The sequence below is a fragment of the Arthrobacter sp. MDB1-55 genome (genome assembly GCF_059092925.1).
Map to the genome: position 1 here is coordinate 216,755 of NZ_JBNHID010000003.1, position 23,717 is coordinate 240,471.

A 23,717-nucleotide genomic window follows, 5' to 3' on the forward strand; every position below is an offset into this window, starting at 1 on the left:
CATGGCTGCTCCCATCGTTGAATCTCCCCGCTCGGGACGCATCTCACCGCAGTACCGGCGCACCGGCGGCTCCAAGGGCAACTTCGAAATGTTCGCATGGCTGTTCATGCGCCTGTCCGGCATCGTCCTGGTTGTACTGATCTTCGTGCACCTCTGGACCAGCATGATCGCCGGAGACGGCATCGAAGGTGTCGATTTCGGCTTCGTGGCAGGCAAATGGGCGGACCCGCTGTGGCAGGTCTGGGACCTCGTCATGCTCTGGCTTGCCATGCTTCACGGCACCAACGGCGTTCGCGTCATCATCAATGACTACGCCGAAAAGGACTCCACCCGGTTCTGGCTCAAGAACATCCTCTACGTGGCGACCGTTGTCATCGTCGTACTCGGCACCCTCGTGATCTTCACGTTTGATCCCTGCCCGGTAGTCAACGGAGTACCGCACGTCGCCGATTACTGCCCGGCGCCCTAACACTCCAGGCGGCTACGCCCGCAGCCAACAGATTCGGCTAGCTACATCGCTAGATTCAACAGAAAGAGCACAGTATGCAGGTCCATAAGTACGACGTCGTTATTGTGGGCGCCGGTGGCGCCGGCATGCGCGCCGCGATTGAATCCGGCCAGCGCGCAAGGACGGCTGTACTGACCAAGCTCTACCCCACCCGTTCCCACACGGGTGCGGCGCAGGGCGGCATGTGCGCCGCCCTGGCCAATGTCGAGGAAGACAATTGGGAATGGCACACCTTCGACACCGTCAAGGGCGGCGACTACCTCGTTGACCAGGACGCCGCCGAGGTCATGGCAAAGGAAGCCATCGACGCCGTGCTGGACCTCGAGAAGATGGGTCTGCCGTTCAACCGCACGCCCGAGGGCCGCATCGACCAGCGCCGCTTCGGAGGTCACACCCGCGATCACGGCAAAGCGCCGGTACGCCGCGCCTGCTACGCCGCCGACCGCACGGGTCACATGATCCTCCAGACGCTGTACCAAAACTGCGTCAAGCACAACGTCGAGTTCTTCAACGAGTACTACGTTCTGGACATGCTGACGGTTGACCAGGAAGTCACCGTCGACGGCGTGACCCGGATCCAGAAGCGTGTCGCCGGCGTCGTCGCCTATGACCTCGCCACCGGCGAACTGCATGTCTTCCAGGCAAAGTCCGTTGTCTTCGCGTCCGGCGGCGTCGGCAAGGTTTTCAAAACCACGTCGAACGCCCACACCCTGACCGGCGACGGCATGGGCATCGCGTTCCGTCGGGGCATCCCCCTGGAGGACATGGAATTCTTCCAGTTCCACCCGACCGGCCTCGCGGGCCTCGGAATCCTCCTCTCGGAGGCTGCCCGCGGCGAAGGCGCGATCCTCCGCAACTCGGAGGGCGAGCGTTTCATGGAGCGCTACGCGCCAACCATCAAGGATCTCGCTCCCCGCGACATCGTTGCGCGCTCAATGGCGAACGAGGTACGCGAGGGCCGTGGAGCCGGGCCGAACAAGGACTACGTCCTCCTCGACCTGACCCACCTGGAGCCGGCTCACATCGATGCCAAACTCCCGGACATCACGGAGTTCGCGCGCACCTACCTTGGTGTGGAGCCCTACACCGAGCCGGTCCCTGTTTTCCCGACGGCGCACTATGCCATGGGCGGCATCCCCACCAACATCAAGGCTGAGGTGCTGCAGGACAACGACACCGTCGTCCCAGGTCTTTACGCTGCCGGCGAGGTTGCCTGCGTTTCCGTTCACGGCTCCAACCGTCTCGGCACCAACTCGCTGCTGGACATCAATGTGTTCGGTAAGCGCGCGGGTATCGCTGCGGCCGAGTACGCCGCCACCGCCGAATTCGTGGAAATCCCTGATAATCCGTTGGTCGAGACTGAGCGCCTGCTGGACACCATGCGCAGCTCTGAAGGCGGCGAGCGGGTTTCGCAGATCCGTCAGGAACTCCAGGACATCATGGATGCCAACGTTCAGGTGTTCCGGACGGAGCAGACTCTTCTCGAGGCCCTCGAGGTCATCGACAAGCTGGAAGAGCGCTACACCCGGGTCACTGTGCAGGACAAGGGCAAGCGGTTCAACCTGGACCTGCTGGAAGCCGTTGAGCTCGGCTTCCTGCTGGATATGGCCAAAGTGATGACTGCGGCCGCCCTGCACCGCAAGGAATCCCGCGGTGGTCACTTCCGCGAGGACTATCCTGAGCGTGATGACACGAATTTCATGACCCATTCCATGGCCTACAAGGACCCCTCCGCTGTCGAAACCAGCGGCGTGCGCCTTGAGACCAAACCGGTAGTCTTCACCCGTTACCAGCCCATGGAGCGTAAGTACTGATGAGCACACCAACTGTCGAAAAAGAACCGGCTTCAAAGGTCGACCTCGCACCAGGCGTCGGGGGCGGCGGTGAGATCCCCACCTTTGACATCACGCTGAAGGTGCGGCGCTACAACCCGGAGGTCTCGGACGAGGCGCACTGGGACGAGTGGAAGCTCACCATGTACGGCACAGACCGTGTGCTCGATGCCCTGCACAAGGTCAAGTGGGAACACGACGGCACTGTCTCGTTCCGCCGTTCCTGCGCCCACGGTGTCTGCGGCTCGGATGCCATGCGCATCAACGGCCGTAACCGGCTTGCCTGCAAGACCCTCCTGAAGGACCTCGACACCTCCAAGCCCATCCTGGTGGAGCCGATCAAGGGGCTTCCGGTGGAGAAGGACCTCATTGTCGACATGGAGCCGTTCTTCCAGTCCTACCGGGAGATCATGCCGTTCCTGGTGAACCGGGGCCATGAGCCGACGCGTGAACGCCTGCAGTCCGCCGAAGAGCGTGAGCGCTTCGACGACACCACCAAGTGCATCCTGTGCGCGGCCTGCACGTCGTCCTGCCCGGTCTTCTGGACCGATGGCCAGTACTTCGGTCCCGCCGCTATCGTCAACGCGCACCGCTTCATCTTCGACTCGCGTGACGACGCCGGAGACATGCGCCTCGAGATCCTCAACGACAAGGAAGGCGTGTGGCGCTGCCGCACCACCTTCAACTGCTCTGAGGCCTGCCCGCGTGGCATCCAGGTCACCCAGGCGATTGCCGAGGTGAAGCAGGCCATCCTGTCCCGGAAGGTCTAGCAGGAACCCGCACTCCAGCGCAGCACCAACAGAAGCACAAGTTCGCACTGACGACGGCGCGTGGCTACCGAAAGGTGGCCACGCGCCGTCGTGGTTCACGGAGCGTTGTGTGCAGCTGTGGCGGCTTCGGCCACCCGGTGGCAACCTTAGGTGCTTGAGACCTCCGGGGTGCGGGCGGCCCGGCTGCGCTGCCGCAACGACCGTGCGCGTCCGCCGCGGGCTGTGGACCCGGCCGTTCTGGCGTCCGCGGCCCCGATCGCTCCCCAGGCGGTCGCCAGCAGGTAGACCTGGCTCAACAGGAAGAACCAGACAAACAGGCCGAGGATGACGGCGAAGGGTGCGAGAAGCGGGTTGCGGTCCACGCCGGCCAGCAGGAGGGTGCTGAACGTGCGCAGGACCGTACTCCCGGCACCGGCGATCAGCGCGGCCTGAAGCAGCACGAGGCGGGGCATCTCTATTGCCGACGCTGAACGAAAGAGGATCACCGCGACGAGCGTGTCGAGCAGGAGCATGACAATGATGCCGGCGATTTGCGTCAACGGTCGCGCGGCGCTGTCGAAGCCCACCCATTGGAGAACCAGGTCGATCACGGTGTTCACAATTAGTCCGACGGCCGTTGTCACCACCAGCGCTACCCCGAGGACAAGCAGAATTCCGAGGTCCTTGAGCTTCATGAGCACCGGATTGGCCTGAACGGCCGGCACGTCGAAGATGCCGCGCATCCCCTCCCTGATCCCTGCGATCCAGCCAAGTGCGGTGAAGAGCAGGGTAACGGTCGAGATCAGTAGGGCCAGATTGAGCCCGGCCTCAAGACCGAACAGCTGGTCGGGGGTGGCGAAGCCTGAACGTCCGCCCTCGCCGTCGGTATCGATCAGGCCCGGTGTGGTGGAGTCGACCGCGCGTACGATCAGCCGCTGCAGCTCCGGGTCTCCGGAAATCACCAACCCGGCGATGGAGAAGCCCACGACCAGCAGTGCGGCGATGGCGAAGAACATGTTGTAGGCGATGCCTGCCGCCATCAGGGGGCCGTGGCGGCTGATGTAGAGCTGGAAAGCGCGCATGGGGCGGAAGGCGTTCAGCCTGGCCAGCAGGTACTGGAAGGTGGCCAGGAGGACGGGCACTCCCCCGCCTTTTTCCCGCCGCGTGCGGCCCAGATCACGGCGGGCCTGCAGTACTTTCAGTGTGAGCTGCGCCCGGTCCGTGGGTAACGGGACGTCAGTTCCCTGCTTCTTCGCCGGCGGTAGCGTTCTGGCCAAAAGTGAGCTCTTCCCGTAGTTTCCACACACCTGTGACGTCGTGCTCGTACAGTCCCATGGTACGTACGGTGAAGGACGCCTCGAAGTCGTCAAGCTGGATCTCCGCAGAGTCCATGTTCGCCTCACTGACATCGTGGGCCACTGTGACGTGTGGATGGAAGGGGAATTCCAGCTCACGGGCGAGGGGGCCCGCCTGCAGCCGCCGGTGCAGGCTGACGCAGGCGTCAAACCCCTCGGTGACGTTGACAAAGACCACCGGTGTCAGCGGGCGGAACGTGCCCGTGCTCTTCAGGGTCACCGTGAACGGACGCTGTGCGGACGCAACCTCCCGCACATGGCGCAGGGTCGAAGGCCAGTCGCTGGCAGGAGTGGTGGTGATCAGCGTGATGTGGGGCGGGACAAGGGCGGCCATCGGGTCCCCGAAGGATGCCCGCCAGCGCTCCAGCTCACCGGCGATCGGCTCAGGGATGGGGATCACCACACCTACAAGCTTGCCCTCGACAGCACGCCGGCCTACTACATAGGTCGGTTGACGCTGCTCGGTTTCGCTGAGGGGATGGCTCATGATTCTAGAGGGCACCCGCCGGTCCGCGTCCGCGCGCTGGAAGGAAGCCTACTTTCGAATACACATCTGCCAGCGTAACGGACGCGATCTCCCGCGCCTTCTCCGCGCCGACCGCAAGCAGGCGGTCAAGCTCTGCCGGGTCCGCGAGCAACTCCAACGTGCGTGCACGAATCGGCTCAAGGCGGTCCACGACGACTTCAGCCAGTTCGACCTTCAAATGGCCGTACATGCGGCCCTCAAAGTGCCCGACGACGTCGTCCATGTTCTTGCCTGTCATCAGCGAGTAGATGGAGAGCAGGTTGGATACTCCCGGCTTCTCCTCGCGGTCGAAGCGCACCTCCGAGCCGTCATCCGTGACCGCGGACTTGATGCGCTTGGCAGTGACCTTCGGCTCGTCCATGATGTTGATCAGTCCGGTCGCAGAGCTCGCTGACTTCGACATCTTGGCCGTGGGATTCTGCAGATCGTAGATCTTCGCGGATTCCTTCTGAATGAAGGGTTTCGGGACGACGAAGGTCTCACCGAACCGGGTGTTGAACCGCTGCGCCAAATCCCTGCTCAGCTCGATGTGCTGGCGCTGGTCCTCTCCTACGGGGACGCCTTCGGGCTGATAGAGCAGGATGTCCGCAGCCTGCAGGATGGGGTAGGTGTACAGGCCCACCGATGTGGAGTCTGCACCCTGCTTAAGCGACTTGTCCTTGAACTGGGTCATGCGCGATGCCTCACCGAACCCGGTGATGCAGTTGAGCACCCAGGCGAGCTGCGCGTGCTCCGGAACATGGGACTGTACGAAGAGCGTGCACTTGTCCACGTCCACCCCTCCGGCAATGTACTGGGCGGCAGTCAGGCGCGTCCGCTCTCCCAGTTCTGCGGGATCCTGGGGAACCGTGATGGCGTGCAGGTCCGGGATGAAGTAAATGGCGTCATAGGAGTCCTGCATCTGGACCCACTGCAGGAGGGCGCCCAGATAGTTCCCAAGGTGCAGGGAACTGCCCGAGGGTTGCATGCCGGACAGTACTCGCTGCCGCGCTGGAGTGGAGGAGGTGGTCATATCAGTCCTGGGGGTGTAAGAGCTGGTAGTCGACGACGAGCGGAGCGTGATCCGAGAAGCGTGCTTCCCAGGAATGCGCACGGTCAACAACGGCGGAAGTGGCGGCTGCAGCGAGCTCCGGGGTGGCGAGGTGGTAATCGATCCGCCAGCCGGCGTCGTTATCGAATGCCTTGCCGCGCCAGGACCACCACGTGTACGGTCCGTCGACCTCGCCCGCGAGGTCGCGGTGTACGTCGATCCAACCCACGGCGTCGCTGAAGAAGTGATCGAAGTAGGCCCGCTCCTCGGGCAGGAACCCAGCCTTCTTCAGGTTGCCCTTCCAGTTCCGGATGTCCCGGGTGGTGTGGCCGACGTTGAGGTCCCCAACCACCAGGGCGTGGTCACGGGTAGCACGCAGTTCCTTGAGACGGGCCGACATCAGATCGAGGAAGCGGTACTTGTCTTCCTGCTGTGGTGATCCGGCCTCGCCGGAGTGCACATAGGCGCTGACAACGCTGAGCCTGGTTCCGTCCAGGTCGAAATCGGCCTCCACCCAGCGACCGGACGCCTCAAAGTATTCATCACCGATATGCTCACGGGTTTCGGTTGGCTCCAGACGGGATGCCACTGCGACCCCGGCCCGGCCCTTCGCTGCGGCTTCGGCGTGCAGGATGTGCCAGGAATCCCCGAGCAGTTCCCGCACGACCTTGTCAGGGGCGCGCACTTCCTGCAGACAGAGGATGTCGACCTCCCTGTCCGCAAGCCACTCTTCCATTCCCCTCCGGTAAGCGGCGCGGATTCCGTTCACGTTCACGGTGGCAATACGGAGTGCGTTGGGGTGCTTGCTGCTTCTCAGGGTTGGTGCCAAACTCACCCGATCAACCTTACCGGAGCCGTTAGTCGACGACGGTGCCCTCGACGGGGCCGTCGTCGTTGTTTTTCATCATGCTGCGTGCGTTGTGAGAGGTGATCTCGATCGTTTCGAGAGCGCGGTCCACCATGCCCTGGTCCTTGCCGAGGTGGTCGCGGATGACCCGCGCCTGCACCTGGACGATTTTGAAGCTGTGATCGAGCTTTTCGTCACGCATGGCGGAGCTTGCGCCGGCAGGCCCCCTGCCGGCCATGCCGCCGCCGGCGGTCCTGTTGAACTCATCGATCCGGGCGCTGGCCTTTTGGGCCGCCGAACGCACGGTGAACACCACGAAGCTGAAGATGAGCAGCCAGCCCAGGGAGATGATCACCACGAGCCAGCCGACGACGTCGTTCTCATTGGCCGCGAATACCACCGCGACCAGGAACACCACCAGCATGATGGCCATTCCGACGCCGCCCATCCGCAGGCTCAGGCCTCTACCCGCGGTCTTTCCAGAAGTTCCCAGTGGTTGCATGCCTCTATTGTCGCAAATCGGCACGGCCGTCCCGGCTTCTTCCACCAGCGGCGAAAAGGCGCCCTGAGAGTGCCGGGTTGAGCGGAATAAAAAATTATTCAGCTCACACCCATCCGTGACTCAGACCACGCCGAACTAAGGTCATGCGTACCTCTTCCGGTATGCGCCCCACTCGCTCCATGGAGGAATCATGAACAAGAAAGCTCTTTTCGCAGTCCCTACCCTGGCTGTTGGCCTGCTTGCAATGGGCGGCGCTCCCGCCATGGCTGACGGTGCCGACGGAACATACACCTCGACCCTCGGTCAGCTGAGTGGAACCACTGGCTCAGCCACCATGACTGTCACCCTGCAGGGCAATGAAGCCACCGTGGACCTCCGGGTCTCCGGTCTTGCCGAGAAGTTCATGGATGGTGCCTACCCGCACGTCCAGCACATCCACGGCGGAGCGCAGGGCACTTGCCCCACGCCGGATGCTGACGAGAACGGCGACGGCATCCTCTCCACCACCGAAGGTGCACCCTTCTATGGTGGAATCCTGAGCACGATCGGTACAAGCGGTGACACCAGCGCAGACGCCGGTCTTGACCTTACTCTCGGCGGCCAGGGCGGTAACTACACCATCCAGCGCACGTTCGAGATGAACCAGGAAACTCAGGACGCGCTCAAGGCAGGAACGGCCGTCATGGTCGTCCATGGCCTGGACCCGGCTACTTCCAGCAGTGAAGAAGCATTCAACGCTCCGAGCGACCTCGAGGAGTCACTGCCCCTCGGTGCTACTTCCCCGGCCCTCTGTGGGACCCTTGTCGCTTCTCAGATGGGCGCCATGCCCCAGGGCGGTGCCGACACCGGTGTTGAGCAGCAGACCGGCTCCAACCTGGGCATGATCGCCCTCGGTGGCGGCCTGGTCCTGGCAGCAGCTGCAGGCGGCACCTACGCCGTCCGTCGCTCAACCACCAAGTAGGGACTGATCTGATCTCATGATCAGCTTCAACTCCGGCCGCCGCAGAAACTTCGCAGTTTCTGCGGCGGCCGCCCTTCTGGTACTGACCGGTTGCGGCAGCACCGACACCGCTCCGAGTGCCCAAGCTCCCACCACGACGACGACGGCGCCCACGGCTTCTGCGTCGGCTCCAGCCTCTGCTTCCCCCACCCCCGCTGCCTCGACAACTCCCACCGCCGAGACCGCTCCGGAGCTGCCCGCGGTGCTTGAGGCTTCCGAACCGGTGTCCTTCTCGATTCCCGTGATCGGTGCCGGCTCAGACCTGCTGTCGCTGGGGCTGCGGGAGAACGGCAGCCTCGAGGTGCCGCCCGATGGTCCGGGTGCGCCTGCAAGCTGGTACAACCAATCCCCCACGCCTGGTGAGCGTGGGCCCTCCGTCCTGCTGGGCCATGTCAACGCCACCGACGGCGGACCGGGAGTCTTCGCGGACCTGAGGAGCCTGAAAGCCGGTGACCTGATCGAGGTTGTGCGGGCTGACGGTTCGACCGCCACCTTTGAAATGGTGCGGGGCGAGCAGTACCCGAAGGACGATTTCCCGACCGAAACGGTATACGGCAACACGGCTGGCGCGGAACTCCGCCTGATCACCTGCGACGGTTATGACCCGGCCACCGGGTTGTTCGACGACAACTACGTGATCTTCGCGCAGCTCGTTCTCTGAGAGTCCATAGCAAAGGTCTTCCTGCGATCAGGTTCTAGACCTGATCGGTCGCGGTCAGGATCTGCGGCCCGTCCTCGGTGATAGCTACGGTGTGCTCTGAATGTGCGGTGCGTCCGCCGTTGGCACTACGAAGCGTCCAGCCATCCGCGTCCATCCTGAGGTTTTTGGTGCCGGCCATCACCCATGGCTCGATGGCCAGAAGCATGCCCGGCCTCAACGTGAAACCCCTGCCCGGGCGCCCGATGTTCGAGATATGCGGGTCCTGGTGCATGGTGCTACCCACCCCGTGACCGCCGAACTCGGTGTTGACCTCATAGCCGGCACCGGTCAGGACAGTTCCGATCGCGTAGGAGATGTCACCGATCTTGTTGCCCGGCTGCGCTGCTGCGATTCCGGCAGACAGCGCCGCCGTCGTTGTGTCAATCAGGTGCTGGTCCTGCTCGTTGACCGGCCGTCCCACCACGAAGCTGACCGCCGCGTCGGCCACCCAGCCGCCCAACTCCACGGCGAAGTCGAGGGTAAGGAGGTCCCCCTGCCCCAACGCATAGTCGTGCGGCAGGCCATGCAGCACCGCATCGTTCACCGAGGTGCAGATGACCTTGCCGAAGGGGCCACGCCCGAAGGAGGGTGCGTAGTCGACGTAGCAGGAACGCGCCTGGGCCTCATCGATCATTGCCCGCGCCCAGGAATCAAGCTCCAACAGGTTGGTACCCGGCTGGGTGCGTCGCTTGAGGTCCTGCAGGACCCGCGCCACCAGCTGTCCTGCGGGACGGGCAGCTTCGAGCTCGCGCGGGGTGAGAATTTCGATCATCATAACCTCCGGTATAACAATACCGGTATTACTATACAGACATGGTTAGAGTTCCCCTCGACCCCGAGGACATCCGACGTGGTCAGGCATTAGGGCAGCTGATCCGCGAGGCGCGGGCTGACAGAACCCTGGGTCACGTGGCAGCAGCGGCCGGCATCTCGCCGGAGACTCTGCGCAAAATCGAGACGGGACGCATCGCCACCCCATCCTTCGCTATCGTCGCCGCCCTGGCCGACGAGCTCGGCATATCAATGGACGATCTGTGGTCCCTCGTCAAAGCCTCAGGAAGCGCACCACTGCGTGATGCGTCATAGCTGCCTGACGCCTCTCCTGGGTGTTTGAACCTTCACCACGACACGAGACAAAACGGGTGCCCTGCGGGATCGAGGTAAACGCGGAAGGTCCCGGTTCCCGAGTCCATGCTGGTAGCGCCCAGCGCCAACACCTTCTGCTCGGCCACATCCAGGTCAGCCACCCGGATGTCCAGGTGCACCTGCTGCGGGATGTCCTGACTCGGCCAGGTGGGCGGCGTGTAGCCCTCCACCGGCTGGAAGGCGAGCGCCGGGCGGTCAGGGGCGTCCCCGATGGTGATCCACCCGTTCTCGTCATGCTGGACGCGGATCATCCCCAGCAGGTCCTCGTAGAAGGACGCCAGCTGGTCCGAATTTGAACAGTCGAAGACGGTTGCGTGCCATTTCCCAATCATCGTTCCAGTATCTGCTGCTCAAGCAAGGCTGGAAAGGAAGAGCAGGACAGCGACTGTCCTATTTCAAGAACAGTTTCCGGAGTCGCGTTGTGGTGAGCACCATGCCGACGAGGATCATTACGAGATAGTAGGTCACGTGAATCGCCGTTGCCGGAGTGAAGATACCGACGCTGAGCTGCCGAAGCAGCTCCACCCCGTGCCAGAGTGGAAGCGCCTGAATGAACCACTGGATGCCCTGCGGGTACACACTGAGCGGATAGAACGTGGCCGAGAACAGGAACATCGGCAGCATGACGAAGTTGATCCAGTCCATCTGCTGGAACGTCTTCATGTAGCTGGTGATGCCCATGCCAAAGGACGCGAATCCAAACGCGATCAACACCGACGCTGGAACCATGAGGAGCGCCCAGGGAGTTGTGATCAAACCCATCAGCCCCATTACTGCCGTGAATCCGGTGGCGTAAAGCGCACCGCGAAGCAGTGCGAGAAAGATCTCGCCGATCGCGACATCCAGCGGCCCGAGCGAGGTGTAGAGCATGCCCTGGTACAGCTTCGCGAAGTTCATCTTGAAGAACACATTCCAGGTGGAGTCGTAGACCGCACCGTTCATGGCAGAGACCGCCAGCAGGGCCGGCGCAATATAGGCGGCGTAGCTGATCTCCTCCCCACCGGGCCCGACGACGGTTCCCACCAGGGCTCCGAGGCCCACGCCCATGGAGATGAGATACAGCACCGGCTCGAAGAAGCCGGAAACCATGATCAGCCAATTGCTGCTCTTCGTGGCGCGGAGGCCTCGTGCAATCACCGCCCTGGCGTTGCGGGCATAGAGCGCACTGAACGGACGGTCCTTGACCTGGACGCGGTAGTCCTCTTCGGTCAGCACCTTGCTCACTGGCCCAACCTCCGTTCATAGACACGACGGGCCAGGACCCACCCGAGAAGCGCGAGTCCCACGAGATAGGCAACATGGATCACGGAAAGCCACAATGGTTCCGAGTAGCCGTAGGTAAGAACCCGCCCGAGCTCCGTGCCGTGCCATAGCGGGGAGATCCAACCTATCCATTGCAGGAAGACGGGAAGAGTATCCAGCGGGAAGAACGTTCCCGAGAACAGGAACAGCGGGGTCACGATGAAGCGCATAACGAGGGCGAACTGCCCCTTGTCGTCGGTGATGCTCGCGGAGTAGGCCATGAGCGGCAGGCCGAAGGACAGCCCGCACACGACCGCGACGACGATCGCCACGGAGCCCCAGGCTGACGGGGACGCACCGAATGCAGCGACGATTCCAAAGTAGATGGCTGACATCAGAAACAGCCGGAGGGAGATTGCGATGATGTAGCCGTTGACAATCTGGTGCACGGCCAACGGAGAGGCATGCGGTCCGTAGTACACGCGCCGCCATTTGAAGCCGTCCATGACGGGGTAGGTGAATTCCGTTGCCGCCGTCATGATCGTGGCTGACGACAACAGGGCTGGGGCGATGAAGGCGAGGTAACTGACCCCGCCGAACGCGCTCTCCGCGCTGTTGTTGTCCACCAGTGTGGCAAGACCCACGCCCATCGCGAAGAGATACATCACGGGGTTGCCGACGCTGTACGCGAGGAGGGTCCAACGGTAGCCGTTCATCACCTTGAGGGCGTGCTCAGCGTAGTACCAGGAGCCGAACTTGCGGGCTCGCTCCGCCGAGACCATCGGTGAGTGCGCAGAGAGGGTGCGCACCGTCGTCGTTGGTTGCGCGGTGCGGCCGCCTGGAGCGGACGGCTCCGGCATGCCGGTGTGCTGGCTAGTCAATGAGACTCCTGCCGGTCAGGCGCAGGAACACGTCCTCGAGGGAGGACCGGCGCACCAGTGATGTGATCGGGTGGAGACCGCGGGCGGTGACCTGCTCGAGTGCGGACTCGCCGTCGTGGGTATAGATCAGGACGCGGTCCGGTAGGGGCTCGAGCCGTTCGCCGATTCCCGCAAGGTCGGCAGCGACGGTTGCATTGCGCTCCGAGCCGAAGCGCAGTTCAAGGACCTCCCGCGTGGAGTGCTCGCGGATGAGCGTGGAGGGCGAGCCCTCGGCCATGATCTGTCCCTTGTCGACGACGACGAGGCGGTCACAGAGTTGCTCCGCCTCATCCATGTAGTGGGTCGTGAGGATCAGGGTAACGCCCGACTCCTTGAGACGGAACAGACGGTCCCACAGGATGTGCCGTGCCTGGGGGTCGAGACCGGTCGTGGGCTCGTCGAGGAGGAGGATCTTCGGTTCATTGATGAGTGACCGGGCGATTGTCAGGCGGCGTTTCATGCCTCCGGACAGCGAGTCCACCTTGGCCTTCGCCTTGTCGGTGAGCTGGGCAAATTCCAGCAGTTCATCGGCTTTCGGCTTGAGGTAGCTCATCGGCAGCCCGAAGTAACGGCCATAAACCAGAAGGTTGTCGCGGACGCGCAATTCCTCATCCAGGTTGTCCTGCTGAGGAACGACGCCAAGGTGTGCCCGGACCTCCGGACCGTGCTGCTCCGGATCCAGACCCATGATCGTGAGCTTTCCGGACGTGCGCTGGGAGACTCCGCCGATCATCTTCATGGTTGTCGACTTGCCGGCACCATTCGGGCCCAGGAGCCCGAAGGACTCACCCGCCGGTACGTCGAAGGAGATGCCGTTGACGGCGGCGAAGTCACCGTAGTGCTTGGTCAGTTGATCGGCAGAAATGACGTAGTTCGTATTGGTTTGGTTGGGCACCAGATCAGCCTAGAGGACTTAAGCCATTGGCAAAAGCCAATCGATGGGGGTCGAGGACAGCGAATGTCCACATCGGTTCGCTCTCCCGTTAACGCCGTCGGCCGCTCCCCACCAGGGAAGCGGCCGACAGCACATGAGGGACCGGTTACTTGCCGATGCCCGCCTGCCGTTCGGCGGCTTCGACCACGTTGGCAAGCAGCATGGCGCGGGTCATGGGCCCCACCCCTCCCGGGTTCGGCGAGAGCCAACCGGCAACGCCCGAGGCGTCCGGAGCAACGTCACCGCGCAGGGTAGCTTTGCCGGAGTCCGGATCGACCACGCGGGTGACACCGACGTCGAGGACGATTGCCCCGGGCTTCAGGTGCTCAGCAGTGATCATGCCCGGCATACCGGCTGCCGCAACAACGACGTCGGCCTCGCTGAGGTGCCGCGGAAGGTCCACGGTTCCGGTGTGCGCCAGCGTGACCGTGGCATTGATGGCGCGCCGAGTGAGCAGGAGACCCAGCGGCCGCCCCACCGTGACGCCGCGTCCAACGACAAGCACATTCTTTCCCTTGAGGTGAATGTCATGCCGCAGCAGCAGTTCAACGATGCCGTGCGGAGTGCAGGGCAGCGGCGAGTCCAGGCGCGCATTGACGTTCAGGACGAGCTTCCCGAGATTGGTCGGGTGCAGACCGTCCGCGTCCTTCTCCGGAGCCATCCGCTCAAGGATGGCGTGAGCGTCGATGTGCGCAGGGAGGGGCAACTGCACGATGTAGCCGGTGGTGGCGTCGTCGTCGTTCAGTTCATCGATGACCTTCTCAAGGTCTTCCTGGGTGATGTCACCGGGAAGGTCACGGCGGATCGAATTGATACCCACCTGCTCGCAGTCGCGGTGCTTACCGGCGACGTAGGAGTGGCTTCCCGGGTCGTCGCCTACCAATACCGTGCCCAGCCCGGGCGTTACGCCCTGGTTCTTCAGGGCTTTGACCCGCTCTGCCAATTCACCCCGAATGGTGGCCGCAGTGGCCCTGCCGTCAAGAATCTGTGCGCTCATTTACGCGGCTCCTCTGTTGAGCTGTTGTCCGTCTAGCTCCTCGAGCAAAAAAGCTTTCCCACGTTCGCAACACCCTGTAAAGCAGCATTCGCCTGCGGGAATCTCATATTGGTCAGAGCGTGCTGCTTCCGATTCCAGTGCGCGGGGAGGGAGGTCTTCTACCATTCCTCGTGCCCGGGGTACAGCGGGAAGTCCGCAGCCAGGCGGGATACGCGGGCACGCAGCGCTTCGATGTCAGCTCCGGGCTTGAGTACAGCAGCGATGATCTCGCCGACCTCAGTGAATTCTGTGGCGCCGAAGCCGCGGGTGGCCAAAGCCGGAGTACCGATGCGGAGACCGGAGGTGACCATCGGCGGGCGGGGGTCATTCGGGACAGCATTGCGGTTGACCGTGATGCCGACGGAGTGCAGCAGATCCTCGGCCTGCTGACCGTCCAGTTCGGAGTTGCGGAGGTCGACCAGCACCAGGTGAACATCCGTGCCGCCGGTGAGGACCGAGACTCCGTGTTCAGTGACGTCCGACCCCATCAGTCGCTCGGCAATGATGCGAGCGCCTTCGAGGACGCGCTCCTGGCGTTCCTTGAACTCTTCCGATCCGGCGATCTTGAATGCCGTTGCCTTGGCCGCAATGATGTGCATGAGCGGGCCGCCCTGCTGGCCCGGGAAGACGCTGGAGTTCAACTTCTTCGCCCAGTCCTGCTTGGCCAGGATCACGCCGGAGCGCGGACCGGACAGGGTCTTGTGCACGGTGGAAGTGACGACGTCGGAGTGTGGGACTGGGCTCGGGTGCAGGCCGGCAGCCACGAGACCCGCGAAGTGCGCCATGTCAGTCCAGAGCAACGCACCGACCTCGTCAGCGATGGAACGGAATGCCGCGAAGTCGAGGTGGCGGGGGTAGGCAGACCAGCCGGCGATGATGACCTGTGGCTTCTCGGCGATTGCCTGCTCCCGGACGCGCTCCATGTCGAGGCGGTGGGTATCGCTTTCAACACCGTATGCCGCCACCTCGTACAGCTTGCCGGAGAAGTTCAGCTTCATGCCGTGCGTCAGGTGACCACCGTGAGCCAGGGAAAGACCCATGATCTTGTCCCCGGGCTTGATCATCGCGGCCAGGGCTGCAGCGTTTGCCTGGGCACCGGAGTGCGGCTGAACGTTGGCGTACTCTGCGCCGAAGAGCGCCTTGACCCGCTCGATAGCGAGGTTCTCCGCGACGTCCACGTGCTCGCAACCGCCGTAATAGCGCCGGCCCGGGTAGCCCTCCGCGTACTTGTTGGTGAGGACGGACCCCTGGGCTTCGAGCACCGAGCGCGGAGCGAAGTTTTCAGAGGCGATCATCTCGAGGGTGTCGCGCTGGCGGGCAAGCTCGTCGTTGAGGACTGCAGCGATTTCCGGGTCCACCTCGGAAAGCGGCGCGTTGGTGACGGACTGGGTCACAGAAGGAGAGGATGAAGTCACGGGGATGCTCCTGATAATGAGGGGGCGTTCTACAGGTCAGGCTACCTGTTGACCCCTGCGCACCCGAAGTTCAGGGGCGAGGGCAACAGAGGGGGACTTGACCCACGGCCCAGGCGTGCGATCCGTGGTCGGCGCTGCGCGCCGTCGTCGTACGTGTGTACAGCGGACAGCGCATGCCGCTTCCTGGTGGTTGCCCACCTAACGCCAGTCGCGACCATGCCATTCTAGACGGTTACCTGCCGGAGGTTGCAGCACTGTTTCGGACAGTGACAGCGGTGCGGGACTTCGCCCTCTTCCTGCCCGGTAACCTTGGAGCGTGACTGAAGCTGTACAGGCCGGCGTTCCCGGCAACGCCCCGTCGTCGTTCATTCTGACTCTCTCCTGTAATGACCGCCCCGGGATTGTCCATGCCGTCTCAGGTGCGCTGGTGGCTGCCGGGTGCAACATCATCGAATCGCAGCAGTATGGCAGCCCGGAATCGGGCACGTTCTTCATGCGGGTGGCCATTTCCACCCTGTCGGACGGCAGTGCCGTCGAAGCACACCTCGCGCCGGTGGCAGCGACGTTCGGAATGACCTGGGGACTGTATAGCGAGGGGTCCCCGGCACGCACGCTGATCATGGCCTCCAAATCGGCGCACTGCCTCAACGACCTGTTATTCCAGCAGCGCGCGGGTATGCTCCCGATCGAGGTGCCGGTCATCGTCTCGAACCACACGGATCTGGCGGACCTCGCCGCGTTTTATGGGATCCCCTTTCACCACGTACCCGTGTCCGCGGACGGAAAAGCGGCAGCCGAGGAACGGCTGCTTGAACTGGTGGAGGAGCACCGCATCGAGCTCGTTGTCCTTGCCCGGTACATGCAGGTGCTCAGCGACAACCTGTGTTCACAGCTCGTGGGGCGGGCGATCAATATCCACCACTCGTTCCTGCCGTCCTTCAAGGGTGCGCGCCCTTACCACCAGGCACATGCCCGCGGCGTGAAGCTGATCGGCGCGACGGCGCACTATGTGACGCCCGCGTTGGACGAGGGACCGATCATTGAGCAGGAAGTCATCCGGGTCAGCCATGCCCGGACCGCACCGCAGCTGGTGGCCATGGGCGCGGACGTTGAAAGCCGAACCTTGGCGCAAGCCGTGAAGTGGCATGCCGAACACCGTGTCCTGCTCGACGGAACGCGGACTGTCGTCTTCAACTGACACTCGTTATTAGGAGCACCCATGAGCGACGAAACACCCCTGCGCTACCGCGTACTCACCGGCCCCGACGACCGCACCTTCTGCGCACGCGTCAGTGAAGCCCTCGAGAGCGGATACAGGCTGCACGGCTCCCCCTCCATTACATATAACGGCGACCGCGTGATCGTGGCCCAGGCTGTAGTCCTCGAGGACTGAGCTTTGTGAGGGTGGTGCCCTGCCGTCTTCCGCCGCCTCTCCCTCCCCCGTCCCCCTTGCCCCTCCCGCTCGGGAAAATTGAGCAATCCGAACCCCGAGGTGCGCATTTCGCGCGTCTGAGTCCGGAATGCTCAATTTGTCGGGTGATGCGCAGCGCCGCTCATCGTCCAGAGGACTTTGGCTCGCCCGGCAAACCGGCGCCCCGGAGGACTGCCTGCAGTCGCTGGCGGTCCAGAGCCGTCGCCCATTCCCAACGGACGACTGTCAATCCAAGCGCCCGCAGCCGGTTCTCCCGGTTCTTCTCGTTGATGACCACTTGCGACGCCGTCCTGCCGTTCAGGTACTCAGGCTTCAGGTACTTCGCACGTCCATCAAACTCCCCCACGAGTCCGTATTCCTTCCACCAGAAGTCAACAGTTGCACAATGTCCTCCGGAATCCCTGAAACTTACCTGTAGCTCCGGCTGCGGAAGTCCGAGGATATGCATGTTGGCCCGGCTGATCGACTCACCGGGCGACATGGAGTCCGTACGTGCAAAATCGAGCACCCTGGAGGCCTTGCGCTGCTTCGCCGATGATGACAGTTGCCGGATCCTCGCAGCCACTTCGGCTTTGGAGACCGGGCGAGCACTTCCTTCGACCGGCAACGGGTTGGCATTGAGCAACCGGTCCATTACGGATACAGCCCAAGGAAATTCGCTGTCCAGGGACAGGTCAATGGCCGTTTGAATCTTGTCGAGTACGCTCCACTCGCCGATTCTCGTGGTGACCAGCGCTCCGGGACTGAACGCACGTCGTCGTACTCCATTTGCACTGCCCCGCTGGTAGCCAATCGGGCAGACTACATCGACTATCTCCGGAACTCGAGGAATAGGAAATCCCCACAGCATCCCGGCAGTTGGTCCTGCAAAAACCGGTTCAACATGGGCCGTGCGTGCGATCGCAGCAATAAGCATTCGATGCCGGTGTTCGGCGCTTAGCTGCGCCCATTCACCCGCGTCGACGTAACACCCCTGACGGATGCGCACCAACGTGCCCGCGCGGGCGGCTCTCGCGAGTTGCTTCGGCCACAAGGCGTCATGGGGGCGAAGACTGGCCGTCAATAGTTCCGGGAGGTCCATCGTGCCAACGAATCACCATCTGGCCCGTCGCGGCTCCAGTGGTGCTGCTATGTGCGGAATACCAGCGCGAGCCGGATGGTGTGCAGGAGCGGACGGGTCCGGAAAATTGCCCATTGTGGACGTGCTTGAGTGATATCCGCTCCGCTGGGTCCAGATTGAGCAATTTTCGGCGGGTTAGGCTGGGCTGATGGGACACATCATTGAGTTCGACGGCCATACTCCCTCGATTCCGGATACGGTGTTCGTCGCCCCGACTGCGAGCATCATCGGCCAGGCACGTTTCGGTGAGAACGCGAGCGCGTTCTACGGAGTGAGTGTGCGCGCCGACACTGAGGCCATCAGCATCGGCGAGGGAACGAACCTGCAGGACAACGTTGTTGTGCATGCTGATCCTGGCTTCCCCGCGTCGGTCGGAAACCGGGTCAGTGTGGGCCACAGCGCCGTCGTCCATGGGTGCACCATCGAGGACGATTGCCTCATCGGCATGAGCGCCACGATCATGAACGGCGCCACCATTGGAGCCGGATCTCTGGTCGCTGCTGGAGCAGTAGTGCTTGAGGGGACTCGCGTGCCGCCGGGCTCACTGGTAGCCGGCGTCCCGGCAAAGGTGCGCCGCGAACTGGGCGAGGACGAACTCCAGGGTATCCGGGACAACGCCTCCCGCTATCAGGAGTTGGCAGCGCGGCACCGTGCGGCGCTCACTTCATGACGGCATTGTGCCTGGTGAGCGTCCTGCCGTTGCTGCTCGGCAGGCGCTCCGCTCCGCTTGGCTCGCCGACGTAACGGCTGGACTGGGTTGCACGCATTGGGAAGTATGAGGGAATGACGACGAACCTCCGCTTCCCCCTGCCCCCATGCGTTGCGCCAGGCGCGCCATCGCCTCTCGCGGCCACTGGCTCACCGTTGCGCTGGGGTGTAGTGGCCACCGGCGGCATTGCCCGCAAGGTAACCGAAGATCTTGCCCGCCTGGAGGACGCGGTCCTGCAGGCCGTGAGCTCGCGTCTGGAGGAGCGGGCACGCGCCTTCGCGGACACTTACGGCTTCGCAACCATTCATTACGACGACGGCGGCGCCCGCGGTTTCGAGCGGTTGGCAGAAGACCCCGAGGTGGACGTCGTGTACGTAGCGACGCCTCACGGCCAGCATTACGAGGTGTGCAAGGCCCTGCTCCTGGGAGACAAGCACGTTCTCTGCGAGAAGGCCTTTACCGTCAACGCGCGCGAAGCCGAAGAGCTCATCAACCTTGCCCGCGACAGGGGACTCTTTCTGATGGAGGCCGTCTGGACCCGATTCCTGCCGAGTGTGAACCGGGCCTGGGACATCATCCACTCCGGCGAGCTGGGTGAGATCCGCTGGGTCCAGGCCGATCTCGGCTTCCCCGCGACCTACGATCCAGCCGCCCGCCTGTGGGACCCGCTCGCCGGCGGAGGCGCGCTGCTGGATCTCACGGTCTACCCGTCCACGTGGGCGCTCGGCTCGCTCGGGTTCCCCACGTCTGTGGCCGCCGAGGGCACACTGAACGACGACGGCGTCGACTCCCAGAACGCCCTCACCCTCACCTATGCGAGCGGGGCCCAAGCGCAGCTTTCGTCGTCGTTGGTCGCTTCCGGTCCGGGCCAGGCGACGGTCGCAGGCAGCAAGGGCTGGTTGCGTACGTCCACCCCGCTCCATAACCCTCGTGAGCTGCACGTACATCCGCATGGCGGCGAAGCCAGGGTTGAGCATTTCGAGCAGGTTGGGAACGGGTACACCTATGAGCTGCGCGAGACGACCCGCTGCATTCAGGAGGGCCTCCTGGAGAGCCCCACCATGCCGCTGCAACACACGCTCGACACCATGCGGATGTTCGACGGAGTCCGCGCTCAGCTCGGACTCCGGTACGCGAACGACCGGTAACCGGTGTTCGGCGGCGTCCCGTGGTTAACCGGCGACGCGTGCTTCTGATGCGGGCAGCACTTCATCCGCCAGCCCGCGTCGCCGCCAGTACGCTGCCATGAGCGCACCCGAGAGGTTGTGCCACACCGAGAAGATCGCTCCCGGAAGAGCTGATTCCGGAGTCATGTACGTCCGTGCCAGTCCTGCGGCAAGACCCGAGTTCTGCATGCCGACCTCGACAGCGGTGGTACGCCGCGCTCGAATCGGAAGCTTGAACAGTTTCGCCGCTCCGTACCCAAGGGCGTAGCCGAGTCCGTTGTGAAGCACTACCGCGAGCAGAACGAGCAGTCCGGCGGAGAAGATGGCGTCGGCGCTCAGGCCGACAACCGCCATCACCACCAGGGTGATTGCAACGACCGAGATCCAGGGCAGAACGGGCAGTGCGGCTGCCACGAGGCGGGGAAGCAACAATCTTGCAACCAGCCCGAGGGCAACGGGAATCAGCACGATCTGGACGATGGACCACGCCATTGCACCGGCGTCGACCGGCAGGTACTGTCCGGCGAGCCACAGGGTCAGCAACGGAGTCAGTACCGGGGCCAGCAGGGTGGACACGGTGGTCATTGCCACCGAGAGTGCGACGTCCCCCTTCGCGAGGTAGGACACCACGTTCGAAGCCGTGCCGCCGGGGCAACATCCAACGAGAATGACGCCGGCGGCAAGGGCTGCCGGGAGACCGAGCACAGAGACCACCAACAGTCCGAGCAACGGCATCACGACGTACTGCGCAACAACGCCGATCACCACCGGAACGGGTCGCTTTGCGATGACCGCGAAGTCCGGCGGCGTCAGCGTAAGCCCCATCCCGAACATGATCACTCCAAGGAGTGGATTGATGGCGGGTGCCAATCCAGTGAAGGCGGTTGGCATGAAAAGGGCGATTGCACCCCCGCCCAGGACGAGCAAGGGAAACAATGTGACTGCGATGCGGGCGTTGCGTTCCTCGGCTGATGCGGCGGGGTGTTGCGGGTTCATGCTTCAACCAAAGCATGCGCCGTTTCACCCCGCCGCATCAGACCGGGATTGTTACGCGAGGCACCTATATGGTGCCCAGCTCAGGAACATCAGATACGCAGGGTGGAGACGATTGATCGGCGCGTACGCCCGGCCATTCCCCCACCCCCAATGGTCAACAGCATCCCCAATGGTCAACAGATTGTTGGCTTGAAGGCAAAGCATGCTGTCCAGTGGCTCGTAAACCGTACCGTAACAAGTTCACGGGACGTTCAAAGGCGTGCATGCGAAAGGCCCCGCACCGGTGCCTGACGGCACAAGCGCGGAGCCTCCCGGGGTGTCGAACCTAGCCGAGGGTGGAAAGCACCTCAGTAAAAGTCTTCGACGGCCGCATTACGGCCACAACCTTGGTGATGTCGGGGTGGTAATAGCCTCCGATATCTGCGGGAGAGCCCTGCACCGCAAGGAGCTCAGACACGATGGTGTCCTCGTTGGAGGTCAGCTGATCTGCTACCGCAGCAAATGCGGACGCGAGCTCCGCATCCTCGCTCTGCCCTGCCAGCTCCTTTGCCCAGAACTGTGCAAGGTAGAAGTGGCTTCCGCGGTTGTCGATCTCTCCGACCTTGCGGCTCGGCGACTTGTTCTCTAGCAGGAAGGTGGCGGTCGCGCGGTCCAGCGTGTCGGCCAGGATCTGTGCGCGAGCGTTTCCGGCGGTTGTGGCCAGGTGTTCGAAGCTCACGGCGAGCGCGAGGAATTCGCCCAGGCTGTCCCAGCGCAGGTGGTTCTCGCGGACGAGCTGCTGCACATGCTTGGGAGCGGAGCCGCCCGCACCCGTCTCGAAGAGGCCGCCGCCGTTGATCAGCGGGACGATCGAGAGCATTTTGGCACTGGTTCCCAGTTCAAGGATCGGGAAGAGGTCCGTAAGGTAATCGCGAAGGACGTTGCCGGTGACGGAAATGGTGTCTTCTCCCCGCCGGATCCGTTCAAGGGTGAATGCAGTTGCCTTCACCGGCGAAAGGATCTCAAGCTGCAGACCCTCTGTGTCGTGCTCGGCGAGGTACTCGTTGACCTTGGCGATGAGGTTGGCGTCATGGGCACGCTCCTCGTCCAGCCAGAAAACTGCGGGAGTGGCCGAAGCACGTGCACGCGTGACAGCAAGCTTGACCCAGTCGCGGATGGCGATGTCCTTCGTCTGGCAGGCGCGCCAGATATCACCGGGCTCGACGTCGTGCTCGATGAGGACGTTGCCGGAGCCATCGACGATCTGCACCGTGCCCGGCGTATCGATTTCGAAGGTCTTGTTGTGGCTGCCGTACTCCTCAGCGGCCTGGGCCATGAGACCCACGTTGGGCACTGTGCCCATGGTGGTCGGATCGAAGGCGCCGTTAGCCCGGCAGTCATCAATCACTACCTGATAAATGCCGGCGTAGGAGCTGTCGGGCAGCACAGCGAGGGTGTCCGCCTCTTCGCCGTCCGGTCCCCACATGTGGCCGGAGGTACGGATCATTGCGGGCATGGAAGCATCGACGATGACGTCGCTGGGCACATGCAGGTTGGTGATCCCCTTGTCCGAGTCCACCATGGCGAGCTTCGGACCGTCCTCGATGCCCTTGCGGATGGCTGCTTCAACCTCCTCGCGGGTGCCGGCCGGCAGCTTCTCGAGGCCGCTCAGGATGGAGGCGAGTCCGTTGTTGGGACTGAGGCCTGCCGCCTCGAGCTGCTCTCCGTAGGAGGCAAAAACCTCCGGCAGGAATGAGCGCACGATGTGGCCGAAGATGATCGGGTCGGACACCTTCATCATGGTTGCCTTGAGGTGGGCCGAGAAGAGCACACCGTCGTTCTTGGCGCGTTCCACCTGTGCGGCGAGGAACTCGTCCAGGGCGGCCGCGCGCATGACCGTTCCGTCGATGACCTCACCCGCGAGCGCGGGGAATGCCTTCTTCAGCACGTTCACGGTTCCGTCCTGACCCACGTGCTGGATGGTCAGGGAATCATCACCTTCCATGACCACCGACTTCTCGTTGGACCGGAAGTCGCCGTCGCTCATGGTGGCCACGTTGGTCTTGGAATCTGCTGACCAAGCGCCCATGGAATGCGGGTTCTGGCGGGCGTAGTTCTTCACTGACTGGGGCGCACGACGGTCCGAGTTTCCTTCACGGAGGACCGGGTTGACTGCCGAGCCCTTGATCTTGTCGTACCGCGCGCGGACGTCGGCTTCCTCGTCGCTGGAGGGGTTGTCCGGGTAGTCCGGTAGGGCGTACCCCTGCGACTGAAGCTCTGCAATTGCGGCCTTCAGCTGCGGAACCGAGGCGCTGATGTTGGGGAGCTTGATGATGTTGGCTTCGGGCTTGGTGGCCAGCTCGCCCAGCTCTGCCAGTGCGTCGCCGATGCGCTGTTCCTCGGTGAGGTAGTCGCTGAAGGTCGCGATGATGCGTCCGGCCAGCGAGATGTCGCGGGTCTCCACTTCCACACCCGCCGTTGAGGCGAAAGCCTCGATGATCGGCAGGAACGAATACGTGGCCAGCATCGGCGCTTCGTCGGTGTGGGTATAGATGATCTTAGCCATGGTGAGG

General features: G+C 63.2%; 25 protein-coding genes. 10 read left to right on the forward strand and 15 right to left on the reverse strand.

Translation table 11 applies throughout. The annotated features are described in order from the left end of the window. Position 1 precedes the first annotated feature (1 nt). The 3 genes from AC5RU3_RS12565 (at position 2) to AC5RU3_RS12575 (ending at position 3,110) form a co-directional block, all read left to right on the forward strand. Complete coding sequence (locus AC5RU3_RS12565) at positions 2-469, forward strand: succinate dehydrogenase hydrophobic membrane anchor subunit (protein ID WP_309070962.1); 468 nt, start codon at positions 2-4, stop codon at positions 467-469. 74 nt (positions 470-543) lie between these two features. Continuing rightward, positions 544-2,322 (forward strand): succinate dehydrogenase flavoprotein subunit, encoded by a 1,779-nt coding sequence (gene sdhA, locus AC5RU3_RS12570; RefSeq protein WP_309070961.1) that lies wholly within the window; start codon positions 544-546, stop codon positions 2,320-2,322. Next, positions 2,322-3,110, forward strand: a complete 789-nt coding sequence (locus AC5RU3_RS12575; RefSeq protein ID WP_309070960.1) for a succinate dehydrogenase iron-sulfur subunit — start codon at positions 2,322-2,324, stop codon at positions 3,108-3,110. Before sdhA ends, AC5RU3_RS12575 begins: the two co-directional genes overlap by 1 nt. A 146-nt stretch (positions 3,111-3,256) precedes the next feature. Here AC5RU3_RS12575 and AC5RU3_RS12580 read toward each other — a convergent pair whose 3' ends face one another. Genes AC5RU3_RS12580 through AC5RU3_RS12600 form a run of 5 tightly spaced genes read right to left on the reverse strand, consistent with a single transcriptional unit; the run spans position 3,257 to position 7,349 of the window. Beyond that, positions 3,257-4,366: a YihY/virulence factor BrkB family protein gene (locus AC5RU3_RS12580; RefSeq protein WP_309070959.1), complete on the reverse strand. Its 1,110-nt coding sequence runs from the start codon at positions 4,364-4,366 to the stop codon at positions 3,257-3,259. Continuing rightward, positions 4,326-4,931: a 2'-5' RNA ligase family protein gene (locus AC5RU3_RS12585; RefSeq protein WP_309070958.1), complete on the reverse strand. Its 606-nt coding sequence runs from the start codon at positions 4,929-4,931 to the stop codon at positions 4,326-4,328. Before AC5RU3_RS12585 ends, AC5RU3_RS12580 begins: the two co-directional genes overlap by 41 nt. Before the next feature lie 4 nt (positions 4,932-4,935). Further along, positions 4,936-5,982: a tryptophan--tRNA ligase gene (trpS, locus tag AC5RU3_RS12590; RefSeq protein ID WP_309070957.1), complete on the reverse strand. Its 1,047-nt coding sequence runs from the start codon at positions 5,980-5,982 to the stop codon at positions 4,936-4,938. 1 nt (position 5,983) lies between these two features. After that, positions 5,984-6,835: an exodeoxyribonuclease III gene (locus AC5RU3_RS12595; RefSeq protein ID WP_493965748.1), complete on the reverse strand. Its 852-nt coding sequence runs from the start codon at positions 6,833-6,835 to the stop codon at positions 5,984-5,986. A 22-nt stretch (positions 6,836-6,857) separates the two neighbouring features. After that, entirely contained in the window at positions 6,858-7,349 is a 492-nt protein-coding gene (locus AC5RU3_RS12600) for a hypothetical protein (protein WP_493965749.1), read from the reverse strand. Between the two features lie 190 nt (positions 7,350-7,539). Here AC5RU3_RS12600 and AC5RU3_RS12605 point away from each other — a divergent pair, with 190 nt between their 5' ends. Both AC5RU3_RS12605 and AC5RU3_RS12610 read left to right on the forward strand, forming a co-directional pair. After that, positions 7,540-8,310 (forward strand): hypothetical protein, encoded by a 771-nt coding sequence (locus tag AC5RU3_RS12605; protein WP_309070954.1) that lies wholly within the window; start codon positions 7,540-7,542, stop codon positions 8,308-8,310. 16 nt (positions 8,311-8,326) lie between these two features. Then, positions 8,327-9,010 carry a class F sortase gene (locus AC5RU3_RS12610; RefSeq protein WP_309124294.1) on the forward strand — a complete coding sequence of 228 codons (684 nt, stop codon included), beginning with the start codon at positions 8,327-8,329 and terminating at the stop codon, positions 9,008-9,010. Positions 9,011-9,044: 34 nt separating this feature from the next. Here the strand turns inward: AC5RU3_RS12610 and map are convergent, their stop codons facing one another. Next, positions 9,045-9,821, reverse strand: a complete 777-nt coding sequence (gene map, locus AC5RU3_RS12615) for a type I methionyl aminopeptidase (RefSeq protein ID WP_493966031.1) — start codon at positions 9,819-9,821, stop codon at positions 9,045-9,047. A 41-nt stretch (positions 9,822-9,862) separates the two neighbouring features. Between map and AC5RU3_RS12620 the strand changes: the two genes are divergently transcribed. Next, complete coding sequence (locus AC5RU3_RS12620) at positions 9,863-10,135, forward strand: helix-turn-helix domain-containing protein (RefSeq protein ID WP_493965750.1); 273 nt, start codon at positions 9,863-9,865, stop codon at positions 10,133-10,135. Between the two features lie 32 nt (positions 10,136-10,167). On the opposite strand, the gene AC5RU3_RS12625 is transcribed toward AC5RU3_RS12620, so the two are convergent. The 6 genes from AC5RU3_RS12625 to glyA all read right to left on the reverse strand — a co-directional run bounded on the left by AC5RU3_RS12625 (position 10,168) and on the right by glyA (position 15,742). Then, positions 10,168-10,527 carry a VOC family protein gene (locus AC5RU3_RS12625; protein WP_309070951.1) on the reverse strand — a complete coding sequence of 120 codons (360 nt, stop codon included), beginning with the start codon at positions 10,525-10,527 and terminating at the stop codon, positions 10,168-10,170. 58 nt (positions 10,528-10,585) lie between these two features. Next, entirely contained in the window at positions 10,586-11,410 is an 825-nt protein-coding gene (locus tag AC5RU3_RS12630) for an ABC transporter permease (RefSeq protein ID WP_309070972.1), read from the reverse strand. A gap of 5 nt (positions 11,411-11,415) precedes the next feature. After that, positions 11,416-12,297 carry an ABC transporter permease gene (locus tag AC5RU3_RS12635; RefSeq protein ID WP_309070971.1) on the reverse strand — a complete coding sequence of 294 codons (882 nt, stop codon included), beginning with the start codon at positions 12,295-12,297 and terminating at the stop codon, positions 11,416-11,418. Between the two features lie 13 nt (positions 12,298-12,310). Next, positions 12,311-13,252 (reverse strand): ABC transporter ATP-binding protein, encoded by a 942-nt coding sequence (locus AC5RU3_RS12640; RefSeq protein WP_309070950.1) that lies wholly within the window; start codon positions 13,250-13,252, stop codon positions 12,311-12,313. A 145-nt stretch (positions 13,253-13,397) separates the two neighbouring features. Continuing rightward, positions 13,398-14,288: a bifunctional methylenetetrahydrofolate dehydrogenase/methenyltetrahydrofolate cyclohydrolase gene (locus tag AC5RU3_RS12645; protein WP_493965751.1), complete on the reverse strand. Its 891-nt coding sequence runs from the start codon at positions 14,286-14,288 to the stop codon at positions 13,398-13,400. 158 nt (positions 14,289-14,446) lie between these two features. Beyond that, a complete protein-coding gene (gene glyA, locus AC5RU3_RS12650) occupies positions 14,447-15,742 on the reverse strand; it encodes a serine hydroxymethyltransferase (RefSeq protein WP_309070948.1) in 1,296 nt (431 codons plus the stop codon). Between the two features lie 316 nt (positions 15,743-16,058). Between glyA and purU the strand changes: the two genes are divergently transcribed. Further along, positions 16,059-16,940, forward strand: coding sequence for a formyltetrahydrofolate deformylase (gene purU, locus AC5RU3_RS12655; RefSeq protein WP_493965752.1), 882 nt, complete (start codon positions 16,059-16,061; stop codon positions 16,938-16,940). Positions 16,941-16,961: 21 nt separating this feature from the next. Then, positions 16,962-17,135, forward strand: a complete 174-nt coding sequence (locus AC5RU3_RS12660) for a DUF1737 domain-containing protein (protein ID WP_458116657.1) — start codon at positions 16,962-16,964, stop codon at positions 17,133-17,135. Between the two features lie 160 nt (positions 17,136-17,295). On the opposite strand, the gene AC5RU3_RS12665 is transcribed toward AC5RU3_RS12660, so the two are convergent. Next, on the reverse strand, positions 17,296-18,255 hold the full coding sequence (locus tag AC5RU3_RS12665) for a hypothetical protein (RefSeq protein WP_493965753.1): 960 nt from the start codon (positions 18,253-18,255) through the stop codon (positions 17,296-17,298). A 187-nt stretch (positions 18,256-18,442) separates the two neighbouring features. On the opposite strand from AC5RU3_RS12665, the gene AC5RU3_RS12670 reads away from it, so the two are divergent. Together AC5RU3_RS12670 and AC5RU3_RS12675 are read left to right on the forward strand one after the other, a co-directional pair. Then, entirely contained in the window at positions 18,443-18,964 is a 522-nt protein-coding gene (locus AC5RU3_RS12670; RefSeq protein WP_493965754.1) for a gamma carbonic anhydrase family protein, read from the forward strand. Between the two features lie 113 nt (positions 18,965-19,077). After that, entirely contained in the window at positions 19,078-20,151 is a 1,074-nt protein-coding gene (locus AC5RU3_RS12675) for a Gfo/Idh/MocA family protein (RefSeq protein WP_493965755.1), read from the forward strand. Positions 20,152-20,175: 24 nt separating this feature from the next. On the opposite strand, the gene AC5RU3_RS12680 is transcribed toward AC5RU3_RS12675, so the two are convergent. Next, positions 20,176-21,165 (reverse strand): bile acid:sodium symporter family protein, encoded by a 990-nt coding sequence (locus AC5RU3_RS12680; RefSeq protein WP_309072286.1) that lies wholly within the window; start codon positions 21,163-21,165, stop codon positions 20,176-20,178. 325 nt (positions 21,166-21,490) lie between these two features. Beyond that, entirely contained in the window at positions 21,491-23,710 is a 2,220-nt protein-coding gene (locus AC5RU3_RS12685; RefSeq protein ID WP_493965756.1) for an NADP-dependent isocitrate dehydrogenase, read from the reverse strand. Positions 23,711-23,717: the final 7 nt, after the last annotated feature.